This window comes from Rhizobium herbae (assembly GCF_017873135.1).
Classification (GTDB): Bacteria; Pseudomonadota; Alphaproteobacteria; order Rhizobiales; family Rhizobiaceae; genus Pararhizobium; species Pararhizobium herbae.
Genome location: NZ_JAGGJV010000013.1, coordinates 1 through 22,880, shown reverse-complemented (window position 1 = coordinate 22,880; position 22,880 = coordinate 1). Strand labels below are relative to the sequence as shown.

20 protein-coding genes and 2 pseudogenes are annotated in these 22,880 nt (G+C 59.4%); 9 read left to right on the top strand and 13 right to left on the bottom strand.

Annotation, left to right across the window (positions count from 1 at the left end; genetic code table 11):
* Positions 1-85: 85 nt before the first annotated feature.
* From J2Z75_RS27285 to J2Z75_RS27260, 6 genes are all read right to left on the bottom strand, one after another.
* Entirely contained in the window at positions 86-1,090 is a 1,005-nt protein-coding gene (locus tag J2Z75_RS27285; RefSeq protein WP_209856887.1) for a TRAP transporter substrate-binding protein, read from the bottom strand.
* 47 nt (positions 1,091-1,137) lie between these two features.
* The gene (locus J2Z75_RS27280) at positions 1,138-2,415 is read right to left on the bottom strand and encodes a TRAP transporter large permease (RefSeq protein WP_209856886.1); all 1,278 of its coding nucleotides are present in this window, start codon (positions 2,413-2,415) and stop codon (positions 1,138-1,140) included.
* Positions 2,415-2,948, bottom strand: coding sequence for a TRAP transporter small permease (locus tag J2Z75_RS27275; RefSeq protein ID WP_209856885.1), 534 nt, complete (start codon positions 2,946-2,948; stop codon positions 2,415-2,417). Before J2Z75_RS27275 ends, J2Z75_RS27280 begins: the two co-directional genes overlap by 1 nt.
* Positions 2,949-2,956: 8 nt before the next feature.
* On the bottom strand, positions 2,957-4,126 hold the full coding sequence (locus J2Z75_RS27270) for a fumarylacetoacetate hydrolase family protein (RefSeq protein ID WP_209856884.1): 1,170 nt from the start codon (positions 4,124-4,126) through the stop codon (positions 2,957-2,959).
* 184 nt (positions 4,127-4,310) lie between these two features.
* Complete coding sequence (locus J2Z75_RS27265) at positions 4,311-5,027, bottom strand: FadR/GntR family transcriptional regulator (protein WP_209856883.1); 717 nt, start codon at positions 5,025-5,027, stop codon at positions 4,311-4,313.
* Between the two features lie 33 nt (positions 5,028-5,060).
* On the bottom strand, positions 5,061-6,491 hold the full coding sequence (locus J2Z75_RS27260; protein WP_234937612.1) for an FAD-binding oxidoreductase: 1,431 nt from the start codon (positions 6,489-6,491) through the stop codon (positions 5,061-5,063).
* Between the two features lie 221 nt (positions 6,492-6,712).
* Between J2Z75_RS27260 and denD the strand changes: the two genes are divergently transcribed.
* From denD to J2Z75_RS27245, 3 genes are read left to right on the top strand one after another with little or no spacing between them, the layout of a single operon-like run.
* Positions 6,713-7,696 carry a D-erythronate dehydrogenase gene (gene denD / locus J2Z75_RS27255; protein WP_209856880.1) on the top strand — a complete coding sequence of 328 codons (984 nt, stop codon included), beginning with the start codon at positions 6,713-6,715 and terminating at the stop codon, positions 7,694-7,696.
* A complete protein-coding gene (locus J2Z75_RS27250; RefSeq protein ID WP_268842103.1) occupies positions 7,693-8,610 on the top strand; it encodes an NAD(P)-dependent oxidoreductase in 918 nt (305 codons plus the stop codon). The genes denD and J2Z75_RS27250 overlap by 4 nt, the downstream gene beginning before the upstream one ends.
* Positions 8,610-10,394, top strand: a complete 1,785-nt coding sequence (locus J2Z75_RS27245) for an IlvD/Edd family dehydratase (protein ID WP_209856878.1) — start codon at positions 8,610-8,612, stop codon at positions 10,392-10,394. The genes J2Z75_RS27250 and J2Z75_RS27245 overlap by 1 nt, the downstream gene beginning before the upstream one ends.
* Positions 10,395-10,644: 250 nt before the next feature.
* Here J2Z75_RS27245 and J2Z75_RS27240 read toward each other — a convergent pair whose 3' ends face one another.
* Positions 10,645-12,531, bottom strand: a complete 1,887-nt coding sequence (locus J2Z75_RS27240; protein ID WP_209857078.1) for a potassium transporter Kup — start codon at positions 12,529-12,531, stop codon at positions 10,645-10,647.
* A gap of 272 nt (positions 12,532-12,803) precedes the next feature.
* On the opposite strand from J2Z75_RS27240, the pseudogene J2Z75_RS27235 reads away from it, so the two are divergent.
* Positions 12,804-12,934: pseudogene (locus tag J2Z75_RS27235) on the top strand (IS630 family transposase); the annotation flags it as partial.
* Here J2Z75_RS27235 and J2Z75_RS27230 read toward each other — a convergent pair.
* The 4 genes and pseudogenes from J2Z75_RS27230 to J2Z75_RS27215 all read right to left on the bottom strand — a co-directional run bounded on the left by J2Z75_RS27230 (position 12,931) and on the right by J2Z75_RS27215 (position 16,617).
* Positions 12,931-13,116, bottom strand: coding sequence for a hypothetical protein (locus tag J2Z75_RS27230; RefSeq protein WP_209857076.1), 186 nt, complete (start codon positions 13,114-13,116; stop codon positions 12,931-12,933). The pseudogene J2Z75_RS27235 and the gene J2Z75_RS27230 sit on opposite strands and share 4 nt — an antisense overlap.
* Positions 13,117-13,673: 557 nt before the next feature.
* Positions 13,674-13,805, bottom strand: a pseudogene (locus J2Z75_RS29765) (Tn3 family transposase); the annotation flags it as partial.
* Positions 13,806-14,710: 905 nt separating this feature from the next.
* Positions 14,711-15,490: a LytR/AlgR family response regulator transcription factor gene (locus J2Z75_RS27220; protein WP_209856873.1), complete on the bottom strand. Its 780-nt coding sequence runs from the start codon at positions 15,488-15,490 to the stop codon at positions 14,711-14,713.
* A 29-nt stretch (positions 15,491-15,519) separates the two neighbouring features.
* Positions 15,520-16,617 carry a sensor histidine kinase gene (locus J2Z75_RS27215; RefSeq protein ID WP_209856870.1) on the bottom strand — a complete coding sequence of 366 codons (1,098 nt, stop codon included), beginning with the start codon at positions 16,615-16,617 and terminating at the stop codon, positions 15,520-15,522.
* 221 nt (positions 16,618-16,838) lie between these two features.
* On the opposite strand from J2Z75_RS27215, the gene J2Z75_RS27210 reads away from it, so the two are divergent.
* Positions 16,839-18,473, top strand: coding sequence for a calcium-binding protein (locus tag J2Z75_RS27210; RefSeq protein WP_209856869.1), 1,635 nt, complete (start codon positions 16,839-16,841; stop codon positions 18,471-18,473).
* Positions 18,474-18,927: 454 nt separating this feature from the next.
* Here the strand turns inward: J2Z75_RS27210 and J2Z75_RS27205 are convergent, their stop codons facing one another.
* Positions 18,928-19,812, bottom strand: coding sequence for a LysR family transcriptional regulator (locus tag J2Z75_RS27205; protein WP_209856867.1), 885 nt, complete (start codon positions 19,810-19,812; stop codon positions 18,928-18,930).
* A gap of 117 nt (positions 19,813-19,929) precedes the next feature.
* Between J2Z75_RS27205 and J2Z75_RS27200 the strand changes: the two genes are divergently transcribed.
* From J2Z75_RS27200 to J2Z75_RS27185, 4 genes are all read left to right on the top strand, one after another.
* A complete protein-coding gene (locus J2Z75_RS27200) occupies positions 19,930-20,391 on the top strand; it encodes a VOC family protein (protein WP_209856865.1) in 462 nt (153 codons plus the stop codon).
* Positions 20,392-20,453: 62 nt separating this feature from the next.
* Positions 20,454-21,119 carry an SDR family oxidoreductase gene (locus tag J2Z75_RS27195; RefSeq protein ID WP_209856863.1) on the top strand — a complete coding sequence of 222 codons (666 nt, stop codon included), beginning with the start codon at positions 20,454-20,456 and terminating at the stop codon, positions 21,117-21,119.
* Position 21,120: 1 nt separating this feature from the next.
* The gene (locus tag J2Z75_RS27190) at positions 21,121-21,426 is read left to right on the top strand and encodes a putative quinol monooxygenase (RefSeq protein WP_209856861.1); all 306 of its coding nucleotides are present in this window, start codon (positions 21,121-21,123) and stop codon (positions 21,424-21,426) included.
* Between the two features lie 50 nt (positions 21,427-21,476).
* Positions 21,477-22,310, top strand: a complete 834-nt coding sequence (locus tag J2Z75_RS27185; protein ID WP_209856859.1) for an oxidoreductase — start codon at positions 21,477-21,479, stop codon at positions 22,308-22,310.
* Positions 22,311-22,461: 151 nt separating this feature from the next.
* Here J2Z75_RS27185 and J2Z75_RS27180 read toward each other — a convergent pair.
* On the bottom strand, positions 22,462-22,880 hold a 419-nt coding region (locus tag J2Z75_RS27180; RefSeq protein WP_209856857.1), incomplete at its 5' end, for a HipA domain-containing protein.

The following is a 22,880-nucleotide window of genomic DNA, read 5'->3' as shown; positions in this document are numbered from 1 at the left end:
GTGCGGCATGCGAGCCGATCAAAAAAAGACGGGGACCAAAGCGCTAGGCTCGGTCCCCTTTTTCAGAAGTTGAAAGCAATTCGCCTTATTTGCGGATTGCGGCAAGCTCCGCCAGGATGGCGTCCACGACGTCGGCGCCGATTTCGGCCTTGTGTTTGTCGTAAACAATCATTGATTTTTCGCGGATACGAACCTGTTCTTCAGGCGACAGCGTGTTGACGGCGAGGCCGGCGTCCTTGATCTTCGCCAGTGATTTCTGGTTCAGATCCTGGATGACCTTGCGCTCTTCGTCACGGCCAACCACCGCGCATTCACGCAGGGCTGCCTGTTCTTCCGGCGTGTAGGTATCGAAGATCGCCTTGGAAAACAGCAGTAGGAATGGCGTGTATGCGTGGTTCGTCTCGGTGATGTATTTCTGAACCTCGAAGAACTTCGAGGTATCGATCGTCACATAGGGATTTTCCTGGGCGTCGATCGCATTGGTTTCCAGTGCCGAGAAGACTTCACCAAATGCCATCGGCGTGGCGTTTGCGCCCAGGTTCTGGAAAGTGTCGAGGAAGATGTTGTTCTGCATGACGCGAACCTTCATCCCCGAGAAGTCTTCCCACTTGGTGACCGGACGAACGGAGTTCGACAGGTTGCGGAAACCGTTCTCCCAATAGGCGAGATTGACGAGGCCGGCGGCGGCCAGCTTCTCGTTCATCATGTCGCCAAACTTACCGTCAAGCACCGTATAGGCCTCCTGCGGCGTACCGAACAGGAAGGGCAGGTCGAAGACGCCGAGTGCCGGGATGATGCCGACCAGCGGCGAAGACGAGGTGACGACGCCTTCCTGAACGCCCGAGCGTAGCGCCTGGGTTGCCTGAAGATCACCGCCAAGCGCGCCGCCCCAGAATGCCGTGATCTTGAGCTTGCCGCCGGACTTTTCGTCGAGGCAGGCCTGCATCGCCTTGATGCCGTTGCCGACCGGGTGGTCGGCGTTGATGCCGTTCGAAATGCGGATGTTGCGGTCATTGAATTCGGCGAAAGCCGGAACTGCGGCCGACAGGCCGAAGGCGATCGCGGTGGTGGCTAGAAGCAGTTTTCTCATAGTATCCTCCCTGGATGGTCAAGTGAGACAGTTGTCGTCACCGGCTGCTAATGCAGCCAGCGTGCAGGCACGAGCACGAGGTCCGGAAATAGGACCAAGAGAAAGAGCACGATGGTTTGCGCCAGCAGGAACGGCCAGACGCCGGCGGTAACTTTGCCGAGCGGTATGCGTCCGACGCCACTGACGACATTGAGCACGACGCCGACCGGCGGTGTGATCAGGCCGATGCAGTTGTTCATGATGAACATCACGCCGAAATAGACCGGGTCGATGCCTGCTTGCTTAATTATCGGCATCAAAACTGGTGTTAAAATCAGGATGGTCGGCGTCAAGTCGAGCGCTGTGCCGACGACCAGCACGAGGACCATGATCACGAACATCAAAAGCATTGGGCGGTCGATCAACGGCTCGATATAGCCGGCGATTTCAGCCGGAATATTCGCCGCTGTAATCAGCCATGCCGAGACGAGCGCGGCGCAGACAAGGAACATGATGACTGACGTCGTCTTGGCAGCCTGCAAAATGACACGCGGCAGATCTCTGGGTTTCAGTTCCCGGTAGATCACCATGCCGACAAACATGGCATAGGCAGCAGCGATCACGGCCGCCTCGGTTGGTGTCATGATGCCGGCCTTAATACCCCCGAGGATGATCACTGGCATGCCCAACGCCCAAAGGGCCCGGCCGGTCGCCGTCAGTCGCTCCGACATCAGCGCCTTGGGTAGAGGCTGGACGTTGTCTTTGCGAACAACAATCAGCCAGGCGACAACAAGGGATAGACCCATCATGATGCCGGGCACGATACCGGCCATGAACAGCTGGGTGATCGACACGTTTGCCGCGACACCGAAAACAATGAAAGCCATGGATGGCGGGATGACTGGGGCAATGATGCCGCCGGCTGCAATCAGGCCGCCAGCGCGGGGTACGTTGTACCCGGCTTTTGCCATCATCGGCAGAAGAATGGCAGCAAGAGCAGCCGTATCCGCCGCCGCTGAGCCGGAAATACTCGCCATGATAATGGCTGCCATAATGGCCACGATCCCGAGACCGCCGCGGATATGACCCACGCAGGCGATCGCGAAATCAATGATGCGGCGGGACAACCCGCCGGAATTCATCAATTCACCGGCGAGAATGAAGAAGGGAATGGCCAGAAGCGTAAAAGTGTCGGCTCCGGCAATCATGTTTTGCGCAATAATCTGCGTGTTGAACATGCCCATGAACCACATGAGGATGACGCCACAAAACATCAACGCGAAGGCCACGGGTACGCCAATCGCCATCGCACCCAGTAGCGACCCGATAAAGATGAGAAGGGTCATCAGGTACGCTCCGCCAGCTGTTCGATAGTCAGGTTTTCACCCGCGAAGGCGGCGATCTCCTCATCTGTAACACGTCCAGTCAGCAAACGGATCAGGCGTTCGAGCGCAATGATGGCCATACCAGCACCCGTGAAAAGGCCGATTCCGTACACCCAGATCATAGACATGCCCGTCACTGGGGCTGCCATGCTAGCGTTGATCGGAAACTGCTTCCATGTTCCCCAGAAGAAGATGACCGAGCAAACGATAATCACTAGGTTTGCAAGACCCATGCAGATGATGCGGCCTCGACGGGACAGGAACATCACAAGTGTTTCGATGCCGAGATGACCATGCTCGCGAAACGCGACGACCGCACCAATGAACGTCAGCCAGACGAAGAAGTAGCGGGACAGCTCCTCGGACACATTCAAACCTGAATTGAAGCCGTAGCGCATTATTACGTTGACGAAGACCATGATCGCCATGCCGGACAGCAGGACAATGAGCAGAAGCTCGAGGAAGCGGTAGAAGAGGTCTATTGCCTTTTGCATGGTGTGCCTCACGCCTTTTCCAGAAGACCGCGACCGGCCAGGTTGCGAATGAGTGCTCCGACGCCGAATGTCCATTCCGGACAGGCATCGCTGCGCTCTACCCAGTTAACTAGGCGGCCGAGCTTGCTTGTCGATATTTCCACACGATCGCCGACCTCATGGGTGAAGCCGAGCCCGGTGCCACGCCGGTGCTTGACGGGAGCAAACATGGTGCCGAGAAACAGCACGGCGCCATCCGGATACTGGTGATTGCGGTTTCTCAGCTGCGAGGCGAGGTTTTCCGGTGAGCGGCTGATAGCTTCCATCGGGCTTTCGCCCGTCATCTCGAAGCCGTCCTCGCCATGCACCAAAAGCGAGACCCTGACGCGGCGCAGGTCTTCCATTGTGAAGGCGTCGTCGAACAGGCGGATGAAGGGGCCGATCGAGCAGGACGCGTTGTTGTCCTTGGCCTTGCCGAGCAGTAGCGCTGAGCGGCCTTCGACATCGCGCAGGTTTACGTCATTGCCCAGGCAAGCGCCAACGATCGTGCCGTCCGAGCGCAGCGCGAGGACCACTTCCGGCTCCGGATTGTTCCATTGCGAAATCGGATGGATGCCGACAAGAGCGCCACAACCGACGGACGACATCGGCTGAGACTTGGTGAAGATTTCAGCATCGGGGCCGATTCCGACTTCCAGATATTGCGACCAGAGGCCCATGTCCTGCAGCAGACTCTTGACCTTAGCCGCCTGTTCCGAACCGGCGACCAGACCGCGAAGGCTATCTCCGAGAACTGGCGCAAGCTTGCCACGGATGGCTTGGGCTCGCAGCGGGTCTCCCTTGGCCTGCTCCTCGATGACCCGTTCCAGCATGCTGTCGGCAAAGGTCACGCCGGCGGCCTTGATGGCCTGCAAGTCGATCGGGGCCAGAACCGTGCCGTTGTCCCCGGACAGGAAGCTATCGAGGGCACCAAGGTCTGGTAGGCCTGATGTATCGCGCAGGATATCTACAAGGTTTTCTGTTTCGAGAAGGGCCGACATGGTGGCGGCAACGCTCGTCAGGTCCAGAACGCGACCACCGGAAATTGTCACCGGGCACGGGCCAGCGTTCGCCTTCGACCAGACGCGTCCGACCAGAAGAGCATCGGCAACGTCATCCGGCAAGATGGACTCTGCACGCAATACATACCCGGAATTCAAATGTAGTCCTCCCCAGTCTCCGGGAAAGCCTGCCCTCCAGCGTAGCTTGCCCTATTGTCAGGATGTCTGACAACGCTCCACTCACATTTCTAGTATGAGTTACTCCACCTGTCCAGAGGCCAAGGCCCGGGGTCGAGAAAAACCATAAGGGCCTGCACCGTGGCGATCGGGCAAACCGGCGACTTCAGTATACCTCGAGCGTCAAGTCCAGCCGGCCTGCAGCCCCCATGATGTGATGGCGCATTGCGGTGCGGGCCACTAAAGGATCTCGTGTCGCTACGGCGTCCCGGATGGCGACGTGTTCGGCAATCGTCACCTCGACGATTTCCTCAAGGACGGCGGCGGCCCGCGCTGCATTTATGGCAAGGCTGATGCGCTCGGCAATGAAGCCGATAAACAGCGGATAATACTCGTTGTGGGTCGCGGCTGCCAGGGCACGGTGAAATACCAGGTCAGCAACGATCCCCTGATCGGTCCATTTCTCGGCACCTGTCATCCGCGCCAGCGAATCGTCCAGCTTCTTCAGATCGGCGTCGTCGTGATGGACTGCGGCAAGCCCCGCAGCCTCGATCTCCAGCGGCATGCGGAGCTGGAAGAGGCTACGAAAGCTCTCGCGGTCATGGAGATCCGCCTGCTCAATACGAATGGAACCGCGCCTTAATGCTTCGGTGACGAAAGCACCGACACCTTGGCGGGTCTCGACCAGCCCCTCGTTGCGCAGCTGGGCGATCGCCTCGCGCACCACGGAGCGGCTGACGCCGAAGGTCTTGGCCAGAATATGCTCGGTCGGCAGCTTCTCGCCGGCCATGACCCGGCCCTCGGCGATCTCCTTGCCGATATGGCTGGCGATGCGGGCCGGAAGATGCTCGATCCGTCTGATTTGGCTGAAGTCCGCCGTCATGCTGTTGTCCGCCCCTGATAATGCCAGACTATTCTACGATATGCCGGGAAAATTCAATTGGCAGCCCGGGTTCATCACCATCGAAGGATCGATGGCCTGCTTCAGGGCAGTCAGCAATGCGCGCCGCGAAGGAGCCAGCCGCTCTTCGAAATCGGCACGTTTCAGGCGGCCGATGCCGTGCTCGGCGCTGATGCTGCCGTCGTAACCGTCCAGGACCCGATTCACCACCGCCTTGGCCTTATAAATCTTGGCGGCCGCCTCGTCCGGCGAGCTGCCGGATGGCGGCAGGACATTCAGATGCACATTGCCGTCGCCGACATGACCGTAGGACACGCTGATACAATCGGGCAGCGCCTCAGACACCGCCTGTTCGGCATCGCGCACGAAATCGGCAAGACGATGGAGCGGCACGGAAATGTCGGTGCGCATATGCGGGCCGCGCTTGGCCTGCCCCTCGTTCATGCCTTCACGGAAAAGCCAGAGATTGCGGGCCTGGGCCTGCGAGGCGGCGATCACGCCGTCGACCACCAGGCCGTCTTCCATCACGCTGCCGAGGAAGCGCTCCATCAGGTCGGCGATATCGACGAGACCGGAGCCGGAAATTTCCATCAGCACATAGGCCGGATAATCGCCGGCGATCGGCATCGGAAGATCCGGGATCGCTTCCCTTGCCAGGACGAAGGCCAGCGGCGGCATGAATTCGAAGGCCGACATCAGGTCGCTGCAATCGCGCCGGGCGCGTCGATAGAGCTTGATGGCATCCTCAAGAGAGTTCAGCCCGAGCAGAGCGGTTGCCACCTGATCCGGGAAGGGCATCAGCTTGATCGACACGGCAGTGATGATGCCGAGAGTGCCTTCGGCACCGATGAAGAGCTGCTTCAGATCGATGCCGCGATTGTCCTTGCGCAGGGTCGACAGACCATTGAAGATCGTGCCGTCGGGCAGCACCACTTCCAGGCCCAGCACCAGTTCGCGGGTCATGCCATAACGCAGCACGTTGATGCCGCCCGCATTGGTCGAAACATTACCACCAATGTGGCAGGAGCCCTGGGCGCCGAGCGCCAGCGGGAAATACATGTTCTTTTCGGCGATCCGGTCCTTTAGCTCCGACAGGATGCAGCCGGCTTCGACCACCGCCGAAAAGTCGTCTGCGTCGATATTGCGGATGGCGCTCATGCGCTCGAGGCTCAGAACCACCTGGCTTTCCGGCCGATCCGGAATGCTGCCCAGCACCAATCCGGTATTTCCACCTTGGGGAACGATCGAAACACCGAGCTCACGACAGGCACGAACGGCAGCGGCAACATCCTCGGTCGAGCGCGGGCGCAACACCGCGACGGCGCTGCTGGTCACATCGCCGTGCCAGTCCCGACAAAAGCGCAGCATCTCCTCGGTATCCGTCAGCACCATGTCGTTCGTCAATGCCGCGCGCAGGGATGCCTGCAGAGCCACTAATGTACACATGACGTCCGTCTTCATGTCTTATCTTTTTCCCAGACTGCCGCTTCGAGACCGCCTACCCCTTTTCAAGGGGCGGAGTTTTTTTCGTCGGCGTGCCAAATATTCTATTTTCAACTCGATCATATAAGGTTATCAGACAACCTTACAATAGAAATTTTGCCCGCCTTTCATTGAGGGGTTTCTAAGCGATTTTAGGGCGGTCAAATCCAGGGAGGAGAGACCTGATGCATATCCTGATCATCGGCGCGGCTGGCATGGTTGGCCGCAAACTCGCGGCCAAGCTTTCTGCCGACGGCGAGCTCGGCGGCAAGCCGATCAGCGAATTAACCTTGGTGGACGTCGTGACCCCGCAGGCTCCTGACGGTTTTACCGGCAAGGTCAACGCCAAGGAGGCCGATCTATCGGCGCCTGGCGAAGCGGAATCGCTGGTTGCCGCCCAACCCGATGTGATCTTCCATCTGGCGGCAATCGTTTCGGGCGAGGCCGAGCTCGACTTCGAGAAGGGCTATCGGATCAATCTCGATGGCACACGCTACCTGTTCGACGCCATTCGCCTTGCAAATGGCGTCGATGGGTACAGGCCGCGCGTCGTCTTCACGTCGTCGATCGCCGTCGTCGGTGCGCCGCTGCCTTATCCGATCCCGGACGACTATCATACGACGCCACTGACCAGTTACGGCACCCAGAAGGCGATCTGCGAATTGCTTTTGTCCGACTACAGCCGCCGCGGCTTTTTTGACGGCATTGCCATCCGCCTGCCGACGATCTGCATCCGTCCCGGCAAGCCGAACAAGGCAGCGTCCGGCTTCTTCTCCAATATTCTGCGCGAGCCGCTGGTTGGCAAGGAAGCCATTTTGCCGGTAGCCGAAGACGTTCGCCACTGGCACACCTCGCCGCGCTCGGCGGTCGGCTTCCTTATCCATGGGGCAACCATTGATCTGGAGAAGGTCGGACCACGCCGGGCTCTCTCCATGCCGGGCCTCAGTGCCACCGTGGGTGAACAGATCGAGGCGCTGCGCCGCGCGGCCGGCGACAAGGCGGTCGCATTGATCCGCCGTGAGCCGGACGAGATGATCATCAAGATGGTCGCCGGTTGGGCTCCCGGTTTCGAGGCCACGCGCGCGAAAGCGCTTGGCTTTACTGCGGAAACCTCCTTTGATGAGATCATTCGCGTGCATATCGAGGATGAACTGGGAGGAGAACTTTGAGCGAAACAGGTCTGGAGCAAGGGCGACCGCGTAAGATCGCCTTTCTCGGAACAGGGCTGATGGGTGCTCCAATGGCCCGGCGGCTACTCGCCGCCGGTCATCAGGTCACAGTCTGGAATCGCGATCACTCCAAGGCCGAAGTTCTGCTTTCGGATGGTGCGGTGGTTGCTCACACAGCTGCTGCGGCGACCAAGGGTTGCGACATCGTCTTCACCATGCTGAGCGACGGCAAGGCCGTCGACGCGGTGCTGTTTGACGCTGGCGCGGCCGAGGTTTTGGTCGAAGGTACCATTGTGGTCGACAGCAGCTCAATCTCGCCGCCGATTGCCAAGGACCATTCGGCTCGCCTGAAGGCGCTCGGAATAGCGCATGTCGATGCGCCGGTCTCCGGTGGCGTGGTCGGCGCGCAGGCGGGAACGCTGGCCATCATGGCCGGTGGCGACGCGGATGTGATCGATGGGCTCGCCGATGTGTTTGCGGTCCTTGGCCGAGTGACCAATGTCGGGCCGTCCGGTGCCGGACAGATCTGCAAGCTGGCCAACCAGCAGATCGTTGCCATCACCATCGGGGCTGTCGCAGAAGCGATGATGCTCGCCGAAGCCGGCGGGGCATCACGCGAAAAATTCCGCGAAGCCATTCGCGGCGGTTTTGCAGAGAGCCGCATTCTGGAATTGCACGGTGCGCGCATGGTGACGCGTAATTTCGTGCCGGGCGGGCCGTCGAAATTCCAGCTGAAGGATCTCGACGCGGTGAAAGCCATGGCAGATCTGTTTTCGCTGGACCTGCCTTTGACCGAGCAGGTGCGCCGAGAGTTTAGCGACTTCGTGGCGGCCGGCGGCGGCGACATGGATCACAGCGGCTTGCTGCTGCATCTGGAAGCGATGAATGCCGCCGAAAGTGAGGGACGGAAATAATGGTTGAGGATAATAACGTTGGGCGTCGTCTGCGCTCGCAGGACTGGTTCGACAATCCCGATCATCTGGACATGACGGCGCTCTATCTCGAGCGATTCATGAATTACGGCACGACGCCGGAAGAGCTGCGCTCCGGCAAACCGATCATCGGGATTGCTCAAAGTGGCAGCGATATCAACCCCTGCAACCGTCACCATATCGAGCTTGCCAAGCGCATCCGCGACGGCATTCGCGATGCCGGCGGCATCCCGATCGAGTTCCCTACGCATCCGCTGTTCGAAAACTGCAAGCGACCGACCGCGGCACTCGACCGGAACCTCGCTTATCTCGGTCTGGTCGAAATTCTCTACGGTTATCCGCTGGACGGTGTCGTGCTGACCACCGGCTGCGACAAAACCACGCCCTCGGCGCTGATGGCTGCCTCGACCGTCGATATTCCGGCAATCGTCTTTTCCGGCGGCCCGATGCTCGACGGTTGGCATGATGGCGATCTGGTCGGATCCGGCACGGTCATCTGGCGGGCGCGGCGCAAATATGCGGCAGGGGAAATCACGCGTGAGGAATTCCTGCAGTCGGCGCTCGATTCCGCGCCGTCGATCGGCCATTGCAACACCATGGGCACCGCCTCGACGATGAATGCCATGGCGGAGGCGCTCGGCATGTCACTGACCGGCTGCGCCGCCATCCCGGCCGCCTATCGCGAACGGGGCCAGATGGCCTATCGCACCGGGCGGCGGGCAGTCGAACTGGTGCTGCAGAATATCAAACCGTCGGATATCCTGACGCGGGAGGCTTTTCTCAACGCGATCCGAGTGAATTCAGCGATCGGCGGTTCGACCAATGCGCAGCCGCATCTCGCCGCAATGGCCAAGCATGCCGGGGTCGAATTGCATCCCCACGACTGGCAGACGTATGGCTTCGACATTCCGCTGCTGGCCAATATGCAGCCGGCGGGCGCCTATCTCGGCGAGCGGTTTCACAGAGCTGGCGGCGTGCCCGCCATCATGTGGGAACTGCTGCAAGTCGGCAAGCTGGAGGGCGGCTGTGCGACAGTGACCGGCAAGACCATGGCGGAAAATCTGGAGAACCGGGAGGCGAGCGACCGTGAGGTCATCCTGCCCTTCGATGCGCCGCTCAAGGAGCGCGCAGGCTTCCTGGTCTTGAAGGGCAATCTTTTTGATTTCGCCATCATGAAGATGAGCGTCGTCTCAGCCGAATTCCGCGAGCGTTATCTCCGTGAACCGGGCAAGGAAGGCGTGTTCGACGGCAAGGCGGCCGTGTTTGATGGGTCTGAGGACTATCACAGACGTATCAATGACCCGGCACTGGATATCGACGAGCGCACGATCCTGGTGATCCGCGGCGCTGGCCCGCTCGGCTGGCCTGGCTCGGCCGAAGTGGTCAATATGCAGCCGCCGGATCATTTGATCAAGAAGGGTATCCTTAGTCTACCAACGATCGGCGACGGCCGACAGTCTGGCACGGCTGACAGCCCGTCGATCCTCAACGCTTCTCCTGAGAGTGCGGCAGGCGGCGGCCTTGCCTATGTGCGCAGCGGCGACATCATTCGCATCGATTTCAACCATGGCCGTTGCGACATGCTGGTCGAGCCGGAGGAAATCGAACGGCGCAAGTCAGAGGGCATTCCCGCCGTTCCGGCGGATGCCACGCCATGGCAGATGCTGTACCGCCGCACCGTAACGCAACTGTCCGATGGCGCCATCATCGAAGGCGCCCCGGAATTTCGTAAACTTGCTGAAAAGCTGCCACGACATAACCACTAAGGTTGGTGAACATCCATACACACAACGGCTGCTATCGCCGCCCCTTCTTCTACTAAAGCCGTCGGCTTCGGGCTTGTAGGCACAACTGCCGCGCAGGCGTCGATCAGCCGAGCAGAAATTCCAGCCGCTCGTCGACCTTCGTGGGTGTGATCTCGAGAATTCCCGCCGTGACGACCTTCTCTTCCACGAAGGGATCACCCTTCACCCGGTTTTCCAGGTCCGACAGCGTCGTGCGCCAGGGTGCTCACGATCAGATCGTGACCTGAATTCCGAGTTCAACCACACGGCCCGTCGGAAGTTGGAAGTACTCGGTGGCGTTACTGGCATTCCGGGCAAGACCGATGAACACGCGATCCTGCCAAAGCGGCATTCCGCCCCTCGCCGACGGCTTGATCGTGCGGCGCGACAAAAAGAACGACGTCGACATGATATCGAACTTCCAGCCGAGCTTGCGTGCCAGCGCGAGAGCCCTCGGAATGTTCGGCGTCTCCATATAGCCGAAGGTGATGACGGCGCGACTGAACAGAGGATTGAAGCTTTCAAAATGGATCTTCTCGTCGTCCGGCACGATCGGCGAACTGGATGTCACCACACTCAGAATCACGTTGTGTTCGTGGAGGACCTTATAGTGTTTGAGGCTGTGAAGCAGAGCCGTTGGAGCGCCTTCAACTTCGCTGGTCAGAAAGATCGCCGTTCCGGGAACTGTGTTGGGTTTCTTCTTCGTCAGATTGTCGAGAAGGAAGTTCAACGGCACATCGTCGGCCTTGGTTCGGTCTGACAGCAATTTACGTCCCGATATCCATGTCTGCATCAGGAAGGCGACGAAGATGGCGACAACGGCGGGCACCCAACCGCCTTGGGTGAACTTCGCGACATTTGCAGCAAAGAACCCGGCATCGATAATGAGCAGCGGGATGACGACTGCGAGTGCCGCCAAGAGCCGCCAGCGCCATATCTGCCGCATCACGACGAGTAACAGAACGGCTGTCACGAGCATCTCCCCGGTCACTGCGATCCCGTAAGCCGCGGACAGGGCGCTCGAACTTTTGAAGCCGATCACCAGCAGGACGACGGAGATCAGCAGCAGGAAGTTGACCTGCGGCATGAAGATCTGCCCTGCCTGCGTGTCAGAGGTGTGGAGCACGGTGAAACGGGGTAGCAGGTTGAGGTGCATCGCCTGGCTCATGAGCGAGAAAGCACCTGAGATCACCGCTTGGCTGGCAATGACGGTTGCCATTGTAGCCAAAACCACCATCGGCAGCAGCGCCCATTCTGGTTGCATCTCGAAGAAGGGATGCTCGACGGACTCCAGATGGGTCAGCACGAAAGCCCCCTGCCCGAAATAATTCAGCAGAAGGCAGGGAAACACCAGCGCGAGCCAGGCAAAGACGATCGGTCGGCGGCCGAAATGCCCGAGATCGACATAGAGGGCCTCTGCACCTGTGACGGCCAGGAAGACCGCACCAAGCACGGCGATGGAAATATGCGAATGATCGATCAGGAAGCGGACGCCGTAGTAGGGATTGAGAGCGGCCAAAACGCCGGGCGCTTCAAAGATATGAACAAGGCCTGAGACACCAAGCGCGAGAAACCACAGCGCGGTGATCGGTCCGAATACGGATGCCACGCGACCGGTCCCAAATCTCTGGACGAAGAAAAGCGCGACGATAATGCACAGCGTGATCGGCACGACCCAATCGGCGAGCCGCGGCGCAAGGACCTCCAGCCCTTCCACTGCCGAGAGTACGGAAATCGCCGGGGTGATGATGGCATCACCGAGAAACAGCGACGCACCGATGATGCCGAGAACAAGAACCCAGACAGGGCGGCCCTTCAAGCTGTTTCGGGCAAGCGTCATCAAGGAAAGCGTGCCACCTTCTCCCTGGTTGTCAGCCTTCAAAACGAAACCGACATACTTGACCGTGACGACAATGGTCAAAGCCCAGACAATAAGGGAAAGAAGCCCGAGAATCTCCGTGACGGTTCCGCCAGCGGACTGCTTTGACGCATGAAGCGCCTCACGGAAGGCATAGATCGGGCTGGTACCGATATCGCCGTACACGACTCCGATCGCTCCCAAAACCAGAATGCGAAAGTTCGCTTTTTCGGCGAGGTGGCCCTCGCCACCGTTCGACACTGTATCAGGCGTCAAGCTCGGTCTCCGGATTCCAGCATCAAGCTCTACAGCGAGACAGGCCACGGTTCAACCTGCCACTCGCTGGCGCTGATCGATGGGCGGCGTGCTATGCCTCCTCGGGACTTGCCAAGCCTTCAGCTGCTTAGGCACCTTGGGTCCAAACAGCAAGAGGACACCGAGGGGAAGGTGAGGTTTTCCAACCGTGACCAGCGGTGCGTCGATTACAAATTCGACGGAACACGGAAACTTCGACGTCTGCCCCAGGGCGAACGGTCCAGGCGGCCGTCAACCGCTTCATCACGGAGTACAACCAGAAACCGCGGCCATACATCTGGAAAGCAGACCCGGATGAGATCATTGCAGCGTAAAACGTGGGCACCAAGCGTTGGAATCAACGCTCTAGGCTGCAAGGGCGACGCGTTGTGTCACGTGGGCTCTCACTGCCTCGCGCGCCTCCGCAGCTGACGAAAAGCTTCTGCCATCAAGCTCCATGACATCGTACTTCACTGCCATGAAGGCAAGGCAGCCGTCACGCGGGATAAGAACACCGACCGGAATACCCTGGTATTCGACAACCTGCTTCATCACTGATTTCTCCGATCAAGGCGGAATACTGATTGGCACGGATACGGGTGGACGCGGTTTGCGTCACATTCGATCGCGACAGCCATGCACCTTCCGGATGGAAATGAGAGACAAGGTTCTTGTGAAAATATTCAAGATAGTCTCCTCGTCATCTGGGGTCGGACCTGTCAGCTAACAGGGTTTGAACGTACATTACATGTCGGGTTTGTCAATTCGGCAACAGAAAATGGTAGAATTTAATTTTAATAGTATGATATTTGGCGCCCCGTTTAGGAATTGCGTTCCTCAAGGCCTTGTTGCAACGCAACATAGTTCCGCGCGGCGCAATGAGCCCTGACGGTTGATCAGTCTGCTCTCTGCAGCCACGGAGCCGCGAGTGGCGGTCATGTTCGCCGCTTCAGGATGAGCAATGTTCTATAAGCGGAGTTGCTTAGTCCCGTTGTATTCGTGTTGCCGATGGCCACACATCAAGGGCCTGATGAAAGAGTGGTTGAACCCGCACGAGCGAAGCAGACAAGAACACGATCAACTCTCGACCCTTGCCGGGATCAGCCAGGAATAAGGTTGGCCATCGCCGGATAGGCATCAGCCTTCTCGAAGGCGTGCAATTTCCGGTCCTTGATGTTGCGAAGCCTCGGGCCAAAGGGCCTGCCGATCAGGTCGAACAACGCAAAGACAAAGTCGCTGGCTACCGATAAGTGATGGAAATCGGACAGGCGTGCACAAGGCACTTGGGATTTAACTGGTCCTCCGATCTCGTCATTCTCGGCTTGCGCCCTGCGACTTGAACCACCGCGTCCCGACGCCTCAGCCAACCACTCTCAACTTCGACTGCAGATCGGTATGCTCCACTGCGGATATCGACACCGAGGCGAGTGATTTTGTTTGCCAACGCGCCCTCGACGTTTGCGCAGGCATATGCCGCATCTCCTGGTGGCAACGGTTTGAGATTTTGGCGTTCGCACTTCGTCAAGAGCGATAGGCGAACGGATAGCGCCGTTCGGAAACGTTTTTTTACGCTAACCCGGGAAGGCTCTTGATTTTCTTGGCGGGACGAAGCTTCCAAACCAGAACGGTAAATCATCAAGTTGCATTTAAAGTGGCCATAGAACCAGCGCCAGGCTGGCCGCCAAGCCCACTAGCAACGCCATCCCGCCGATCAGCAGGAGGGTTGTTGCGAGGCTTTCGTGTTCGGGCGTAAACGAACCGTTGCAAAATGATGTCTTCAGGCGGGGTAACAAAATGTTCAGCGCATTGAATGCGCTGAAACTACCCTGCGAATGTGGTCACGATTTCGTTTGAGATGCGCGATAGCGTGACCATTGAGAATGCTGGATTGGCGTAATCGCCTTGAGGGGAATAGAACAGGCGTTGCCTCGAACTTAAGCCTATCGCATTGACTTTCAATAATAATCAAACGGGAAGACGCGACGGATTGCCCGCCGCGCCGACAACTTTTTTGGGTAAGGGCGCTGTCAGAAGAGAAAGTCCGCGGCGACCATGGTTGCCACCGCGCTGTAGCCGAGTAACCCTCAATCGCACCGCCGGCACGGTCGGGCGTGCTGATTCGTGGTTGTATCGCCACTTCGAATGGCTATCCGTTGCCCTTTTCCGGTTGCGGAATACCGAGTACTGTCTGCAGGGCCTGCGCGTATGTGCGCCCGACCTGTAACGCGGTGCCGTCCCTCAGGCGCAGCGTGAACGCGCCGTATCGACCTCGCAGTATCTGTACCACCGCCTCGCTCCGTACCAGGGTGCTACGATGAACGCGCAGGAAGCCCATGGGCGCGAGACGATCCTGCATGGAAGATATAGTTTCGGAGACAAGGTGCGACTGACCGCCGACAAACAGGCGGACATAGTCGCGTTCAGCCTGGATATAGTCGATGCTTTCTATTCCAATCCTCTGGTGAACGCCACGGCTTCTGACCCAGAACGACTGGGCGTGAATATAGTCTTGGCTCTGGCGCAGCGACCGCCGCAATGTATCGACCGTCGTCAGGAGATCGGCTATCTGTTCGTCGCGCCCCTGCCCGGCTACCGCGGTTCGTGCACGATGGATAGCCCTCGCGAGACGACTGGGGTCCACAGGCTTCGTCACGTAATCCACGGCCTCCATCTCGAAGGCTCGCAACGCATGGTGGTCGAAAGCCGTCACGAAGACGACCAACGGCGATTCCCGGCCGAGGCGCTCGATAACCGCGAAACCATCGCCGCCGGGGATCTGCACATCGAGCAGTAACATGTCCGGCCGCAGTGCCTGAACGGCAGCGACGGCGGCATCCACATCGCCCGCCTCGCCCACCACGATCACATCATCGATAAATCGTAAAAGCCGAAGCAGGCGCCTGCGCGCGATCTGTTCGTCGTCCACGACAAGTATCCGGAGAGGGAGCGAGGTCATCATCGAACAAGCGGCATGCGTATTTCAACGCGATTGCGCCCATGGCCTGCCGGAACGGCGATGCAAGCGCCGGCACCCGCATAGCGCGCCGCAAGCCGGTTGGCGACATTAGCAAGCCCGATCCCCATGCCCTCTGTTCCGGATGTTTCGCCGGACGGTACGGAGTTCTCCACCCAGAGCCGGAGTGAGCCATCACCGTCCCTGCGCGCGCCGATGATCAGAATGGCCGCCCCGGGCGTCTGTGCAACGCCATGCTTGACGGCGTTTTCTACCAGAGGCTGAAGAATGAGCCCCGGAACCCTGGCGGCGCGAAGAGAGGGATCGACCTCCAGCCTGATTTCCAACCGGTCGGAGAAACGCGCCTCCTCGATCCGCAGGTAGTCCAGTTGCAGCTCGATTTCCGCATCCAGCCGGACATCCGCCATCGGATCCAGGGCAAGCGTCCGGCGCAGGAAGTTTGCCAGCCGCAGTACCATGTCGCGCGCCGTTTCGGTCGATCCCTCCTCCATCAGGCCGGCGACAGAGTTGAGCGTGTTGAACAGGAAGTGCGGGTTCACCTGGTACTGCAGCGCCCGCATCCGGGCATAGAGCGCCTCTTCCCGGACAGCGGCCAGATGCTTCTCCGACTCGCGCATTTGCGAATTATACTGGAGCGCAAGATAGAGGCAGGACCAGCCGAACAGCTCCGACGTGGTGAAAACCACCACTTGCGCGAAATACTGGGCGTTGAAGGGGACCGACCGCGGCCAGACGCAGAAAATATGGAAACCCCAGTCGATGAGGCCGGAGATCGGGGCGGCGGCCAGCGACAGGCAACAGGCCACGAGTGCCTTTAACCCCAGGCTCCGTGCCCTGATCTGCCAAAGAACCAGGGTGATCATCACCGCGAGCACCGCATCGCCGGTGATGCCGACCATCTTGCCCAATGCCGATTGAAAGGGATCGACCCCGGCAATCCCCCAGACGACGCTGGAAACGACGAACAGAGCGGCGGCGAAGGCAACCCCCAGTGTTACGACCTCGCGTCCGAAGACGGTCGGGCCGGGTGCATCGGCCAGTGCGGAAGATAGCGAGGTTTGTGCGTGATCGAGGGTCATGTTTTGGATAATCGCTGCCGTTCGGGTCCGTGTCGAGCCGCGCTCGTCGGCTGATTTCAGTCGTTCGTCGAAAATCGCGTGCGCCAGACCGCTATCCTTTGTTGTTCGGCGGAGCTGCCTTGCCCCGTTGTTTTCATCACGAAATGGTGGCGGCGACGACGGTGCCAGGCGAATCCGGGTCCCGTCAGCACACCGTTTTCGTTAAAAGGAAGGATGCGATCGTGGCAACTTATTATGGAGCGCTAGGGGCCGACAGGATTACCGGAAGCAGCAGCCCTGACAATATCTACGGCTATGGAAAGGATAGCTTTCCGGAAGACGAAACCGGCAATGACTATCTGCGCGGCGGCGGCGGCAATGACAACATCTATGGCGGAGGCGGCAACGACACGCTGCTTGGCGACGATGGTGGGGACAAGCTCTACGGCGGCCTCGGAAACGACACTCTCTACGGCGGACGCGGCAATGACCATTTCGACGGCGGGGCCGGCAACGATCTCTTCGTTGTGGAAGACGACCTCATGGATACGTTTCGCGGCGGCTTGGGAACCGACAGGATCCGGCTCGATGACTTTGTCGCCTATCAGCGTCTCATTCTCCCAAAGGAGGCCAGCGTCGAAATTCTCGATCTGAACGGCTTCACGCTCTCCGGCACGAATTATGCCGACAACTTCGATTTCTCCGGAGTCTCCTCCATCAGATATGGTGGAGAGGTTATCAACCTTGGCGCGGGAAACGATGATTACATCGGTCATGCCGGTGCGGACTTCGTCAATGCCGGCGGCGACAATGACAAGCTATTTGGCGGCGCCGGCGACGACGTGTTCTCCGGCGGCAGCGGCGCAGATACGTTTGACGGCGGTACGGGCGACGACACCTTTCTTATTGCCGACAAGAATTCGGACGTGTTTCTGGGCGGCTCCGGCTTCGATACCGTGCGCTTGGAAGGCGCTGCGACGCGGTATCGGCTCATTCTTGATTCCGCCGCGGGCGTGGAGCAACTGGATCGCGACGGGTATACGCTGAACGGCACGTCATCTGCGGACATTTTCAATCTGTCCGGACTCACCCGCTTCGTCAATTCCGGGTCGACCATCGATCTCGGCGGTAGCAATGACCTCTATATCGGCTACGGCGGCACCGACAAGGTCATCGGCGGCAGCGGCAACGACACCCTGCGCGCGGGCGCCGGCAATGACACGCTCGATGGTGGAACAGGCGCGGACACATTGGAAGGCGGCACCGGTAACGACAGCTACGTCATCGACAACAAGGACGACATGGTAACTGAGAAAGCCAGCGCCGGATCAGATATTGTCCGATCCTCAATAACCTACACGCTGACGTCGAATGTCGAGAACCTGTCCCTGACAGGCACCGGCGATATCAGCGGAAAGGGAAACGGGCTTGCCAACGCCATCACGGGCAACAGCGGCAAGAACACGCTCGCTAGCGCGGGGGGCAACGATATCCTGAAAGGCGGCTCTGGCGACGACCGGCTGATTGGCGGCCTCGGCAGCGACGACCTCTACGGCGGTTCCGGCAAAGATAGCTTCGTCTTCGGCTCCCTGCAGGCGTCCACAGTCTCCGAAGCCGGGCGGGATACGGTTTTTGATTTTGCCAAGGGCGACCGGATCGATCTGAAAGCCATCGACGCAAAGGTTGGCACCACGACAAACGATGCCTTCACTTTCATCGGCACGAAAGGTTTCTCCAAGACCGCCGGCGAACTGCGCTTCGAGAAGAATGCATCGGATATTTACGTCTATGGCGACGTGAACGGCGACGGTAAGGCGGACTTTTCCATCCACATCGACAATCTCGCTTCGCTCGGCAAGGATGATTTCCTGCTGTAGAAACGGATCACTAATCCGCTACTGCGCGAGCGGTGTTCGTAGCTGAATGTCGCCCGCGTCGCACCACCCTCGTATCCAGGACTCTCATCTCACAACGCTTCGCAATGCTTCTATCAAACCGTCAAGGACGAGCCATCCCAGGTCGGTTTCGCGGAATATATCGGATTTCTCGTCAGCCTATCTGAACATTCGGACAGTCTTCTAGGTGTTTTAGCGCTCCCGTCGCTTCATCGTCGGGCGAAATTGCTGCGGCTGTCCCCCTCTGAACTGATCCTACCGCAGGACAAGGCAGCGCTCGCGGCGAGAATTCTCAATCAGGTTTGGGAGCGCATAGCCGGTCCGATGAATAGCTGATCCACATTGTCTAGGCAGATGCGGAAACAATCTCTGCATCTGCCTGGACGTCAGTCGTTTTCGCCTTGATAGGAATCGAACCGTCGGTGCGCCAGTCCATTCATACACGAAGCGCCTCGATGACGGCGCGCAGGCCAGCCGACAGGTATTTCCGCGTCGGGTAATAAAGATAAAGCCAGTCCTCGGGCGCACCCCAGGATGCCAGGCATTCGACCAGGCTGCCATTCCGGATATAGGGGCGCGCCCGTTCCTCCCAGACATAAGCCAGCCCCACGCTTGAGAGTGCTGCCTCGACCATCAGTTCGTGGTCATCCAGCGAAAGAGACCCGGTCGGCTCGAACTCGATGATCTTGCCGGCGCGGCTGAACTCCCACGCATAGGGTTTGCCGCTTGGATAGATATTGCGGATGCAGGCATGCTGACGCAGATCATCCGGGGTTTTGGGAAGCGGATGACGCTTGAAATAGCTTGTAGAGCCTACGACGGCAAACCGCAGCCGCGGCTTGATCTTCACAGCCGTCATGCCATCGCGCAGGCTTTCGCCGAGACGGATGCCAGCATCGAACCCCTCCTCCACAATGTCGACGAGGCGGTCGGTGGCGACGATTTCCAGCTGGAGACCGGGATTTTTTGCGATGAGTGGACCAATCACTGAGCGGAACACGAAGGGTGCGACTGAATTGGGCGCATTGATGCGAACCTTGCCGAACGGCGTGTCGCGAAACTGGTTGAGGGCATCGAGCGCCGAGCCGATTTCCCCGAAGGCCGGCGACAGTTGCGCAAGCAACATCGCGCCGGCATCGGTCAGCGACACGCTACGGGTCGTCCGGTTGAGCAGGCGAATGCCCACGCGTGCCTCGAGATTGCCCACCGCATGGCTAATCGCTGAAGCCGTCACCCCGCGCTCTTCGCCGGCCCGGCGAAAGTTGCGGTGACGGGCAACCGCATCGAAGGCGGCCAGTTCCGAGAGATCCGTGCTGCGCATTGTCAAATCTCACTCATCATTGAGAGGAAGATTAACTCTCTAATTCTTATCGTCGAAAAGGTCCAGATTTCTCCTCGCAACCCGGCGCTGATGCCGGACCAAACAGGAGACAAGACAATGGCCGACTTCGTTCCTCCCGCCCACAACACTGCATCGCCCTTCGCCGACATGCGTGGCCATCACGTTGCCGTCCGCACGCCAGACCTCGAAACCGCCAAGCGCTGGTATGTCGAGAAGCTCGATTTCCGCGTCGTCGCCGAATGGGACTATGCCGACGAACAGCTCGCCTATCTGGCACCCGCCACCGACGACCATTTCTATGTGGAAATCCTTGGTGGCGGAGATCCGTCGCCGAATGATGTTCGCCCCTATACCGATCTCGGCGACAGTCTCAAATATGCCGGCTACCACCATTTCTGCCTGAATGTCGCAAGCGTCGATGCCACTGTCGAGGAACTGCGGGCACGCGGCGTCACAATCGTCACCGAGCCGTTCGAACTTTTGGCAATCAGCCGCCGCCTCGCCTTCTTCTGCGATCCCTTCGGCAATCTGATCGAACTGGCAGAAATCCTGCCGTGACCCTTTCTCACCCGGCTGGCCGTCACGGCATCGCGATGGCCAGCACATCAGGAGAACATCCCATGACGAACTCCATCATGATTATCGGCGCTGGCCCGGGCATCGGGCAGGCCGTCGCGGAGAAATTCGGGCGGGAAGGCTGGCACGTCGTGCTCACCGCGCGCAATGCCGATCGTCTGGCCGGTCTGTCCGCCACCCTTTCCGGGCAAGGTCTGCTCGTCTCGACTTTGCAAGCCGATGCGACCGACCCGACCGCCCTCCGCAAGGCGGTCGCCGAGGCCAACCGGATCACCGGCGGGCTGACGGCGGTCCTCTTCAATGCCGCGATCGTGCGTGAACAGGATCTGTTCAGCATGCGCGACGATGAGGTCACGGACGACCTCGCCACCAATGTCGCTGCCGGCCTTCACACGATCCGGGCGTCCGTCGAGCTGTTCGGAGCGCGCGACGGTACGATCCTGGTCACAGGTGGCGGCCTCGCCATCTCACCCCATGCCGGCTATGCCAGTCTCGGCCTTGGCAAGGCGGCCCTGAGAAATGTCGTCGAAGGTTTGGCCGGCCCTCTCGCCGAACGCCGCATCCGCATCGCGGTGGCGACAATCGCCACACTCGTCGGCCCCGGATCGATAGAGGCGAGAGAGGCAGCCGACACAATCTGGACGCTGGCAACGGACCCGACCGCAGGTTGGGAAGCCGTTTACCCCGCAGACGCCTTCAATGGAGACTGACATGACCGAAACATTGACCTTGATTGCCAGGCTGAAGGCCAAACCGGACTGTGCCGCGATGCTTGGCGAAGCGTTGCAGGCTCTCGTCTTACCGACCCGCGCTGAGGCGGGATCGATCGACTATCACTTGCACCGCGACAGCGACGATCCCAGCATCTGGATTCTCTATGAGAACTGGCGATCGCGCGCTGATCTCGATGCGCATTTCCAGCAGCCCTACACCAAAGCCGTCATGGCGCGCTTTCCGGAGCTGCTGGCCCGCGAGATGGAATTGACATTCTGCACCATGACATCGCCGCGTCCCTGAGGCCTGGCACAACATTTTCCTCGTCAACCCGACATCAAGGAAACACCCTCATGAAAATCTGGTTCATCACCGGCGCCTCGCGTGGCTTTGGCGCCCTCGTCACCACACGCGCTCTTGCACAGGGCGACGCCGTCGTCGCCACTGCCCGCAATCCAAAGGCGATCACCGAACGGTTTGGCGAGCACCCCAACCTGCTTCCGGTCGCCCTCGACGTGATCGATCACAAACAGGCGTCCACAGCTGTGAAAGCCGCGATCGATCGCTTCGGCCAGATCGATATCCTGATTAACAACGCCGGTTTCGGACTGATGGGCGCTGTCGAGGAGGCGACGGTATCCGAAATCGAGGCTGTCTACCGCACCAACGTCTTTGGTCTCCTCAACGTGACCCGCGCCGTCCTGCCCTTCATGCGCCGGGCGCGCTCCGGCCGCATCCTGAATATCTCATCGATCGGAGGCTATCGCGGTGCGGCCGGTTTCGGTGTCTACTCCTCGACGAAATTTGCCGTCGAGGGTTTGAGCGAAGCCCTTCATGACGAACTCGCGCCGCTTGGCATCCATGTCACGGTTGTAGAGCCGGGCTATTTCCGCACCGACTTCCTCGACAGTTCGTCCTTGTCGGTCAGCGGTAACATCATCGGCGACTATGAAGCGACTGTCGGTAAGGTGAGAACCATAGCGGCCGGTCTCAGCCATAACCAACCCGGCGACCCTCAAAAGCTGGCAGAGGCGCTCATCGCCTTCGCCGACGTCCCCAATCCGCCGGTCCGCCTGCCGCTCGGTAGCGACACAGTCGCCGTGATCGAGAAAAAGCACGCACAAGACGCTGCCATCCTCTCCGAATGGCGCACCGTCTCGGTCTCGACCGACTTCGCCGTTGACTAATGACGACGCTCGTCCGGTTAAACTTCGTCCGATGGGAGGCCGCTTTCGGGCCTCCCATCGCCTTGAACGGATGAACCATCGACCCGCTCGGCACTTCTCCAGCACGGAACTGCGAACGAGTTACGAGCGACTAGCGCAAAGATACCAATGTCTAGTCCGCGCAAGTGCCGAGGATCGGCGTCATCAGCTTTATGTGGGCATCGACCCGTTCCAACACTTTTTCAGGAATAACGGCACGTTCAGGCAGGGACCACCAGAACTGGTTTACGCGCTCAACTGTATCGGTGACCGCCTTCATAACAGCAGCTTCCGGCAGCCGTGCACGATTGGCAAAGACTTTCCATCGCTGGGCGTTCATTGCCTTGAAGGGCCTCTCACCTGCAAGCGACAGCGCCATGGCGTCCGCTGGAAGATAGGGGACGGTCGAGAGCACGTCGTAGACGGGAGCGAGTGCCGGCTTGTCGCCCTTCCCACGATAGATCAGCGACCAATTCTTGAGGTGCATGTCGCCATTGCCGGTAACGGCAGCCAAAGCCAGTCGGCGGACGAATTCGAGCGCGGCTGAGGATG

Excerpts from the sequence above, each read along its gene's own strand:
- J2Z75_RS27275 (WP_209856885.1), bottom strand. The coding sequence starts at position 2,948 with ATGCAAAAGGCAATAGACCTCTTCTACCGCTTCCTCGAGCTTCTGCTC.
- J2Z75_RS27245 (WP_209856878.1), top strand. The coding sequence starts at position 8,610 with ATGGTTGAGGATAATAACGTTGGGCGTCGTCTGCGCTCGCAGGACTGG.
- J2Z75_RS27230 (WP_209857076.1), bottom strand. The coding sequence starts at position 13,116 with ATGAAGCAGGTTGTCGAATACCAGGGTATTCCGGTCGGTGTTCTTATC.
- J2Z75_RS27215 (WP_209856870.1), bottom strand. The coding sequence starts at position 16,617 with ATGACCCTCGATCACGCACAAACCTCGCTATCTTCCGCACTGGCCGAT.
- J2Z75_RS27205 (WP_209856867.1), bottom strand. The coding sequence starts at position 19,812 with ATGCGCAGCACGGATCTCTCGGAACTGGCCGCCTTCGATGCGGTTGCC.
- J2Z75_RS27280 (WP_209856886.1), bottom strand. The coding sequence starts at position 2,415 with ATGACCCTTCTCATCTTTATCGGGTCGCTACTGGGTGCGATGGCGATT.
- J2Z75_RS27185 (WP_209856859.1), top strand. The coding sequence starts at position 21,477 with ATGAAAATCTGGTTCATCACCGGCGCCTCGCGTGGCTTTGGCGCCCTC.
- J2Z75_RS27285 (WP_209856887.1), bottom strand. The coding sequence starts at position 1,090 with ATGAGAAAACTGCTTCTAGCCACCACCGCGATCGCCTTCGGCCTGTCG.
- J2Z75_RS27195 (WP_209856863.1), top strand. The coding sequence starts at position 20,454 with ATGACGAACTCCATCATGATTATCGGCGCTGGCCCGGGCATCGGGCAG.
- J2Z75_RS27260 (WP_234937612.1), bottom strand. The coding sequence starts at position 6,491 with ATGTGTACATTAGTGGCTCTGCAGGCATCCCTGCGCGCGGCATTGACG.
- denD (WP_209856880.1), top strand. The coding sequence starts at position 6,713 with ATGCATATCCTGATCATCGGCGCGGCTGGCATGGTTGGCCGCAAACTC.
- J2Z75_RS27200 (WP_209856865.1), top strand. The coding sequence starts at position 19,930 with ATGGCCGACTTCGTTCCTCCCGCCCACAACACTGCATCGCCCTTCGCC.
- J2Z75_RS27190 (WP_209856861.1), top strand. The coding sequence starts at position 21,121 with ATGACCGAAACATTGACCTTGATTGCCAGGCTGAAGGCCAAACCGGAC.
- J2Z75_RS27265 (WP_209856883.1), bottom strand. The coding sequence starts at position 5,027 with ATGACGGCGGACTTCAGCCAAATCAGACGGATCGAGCATCTTCCGGCC.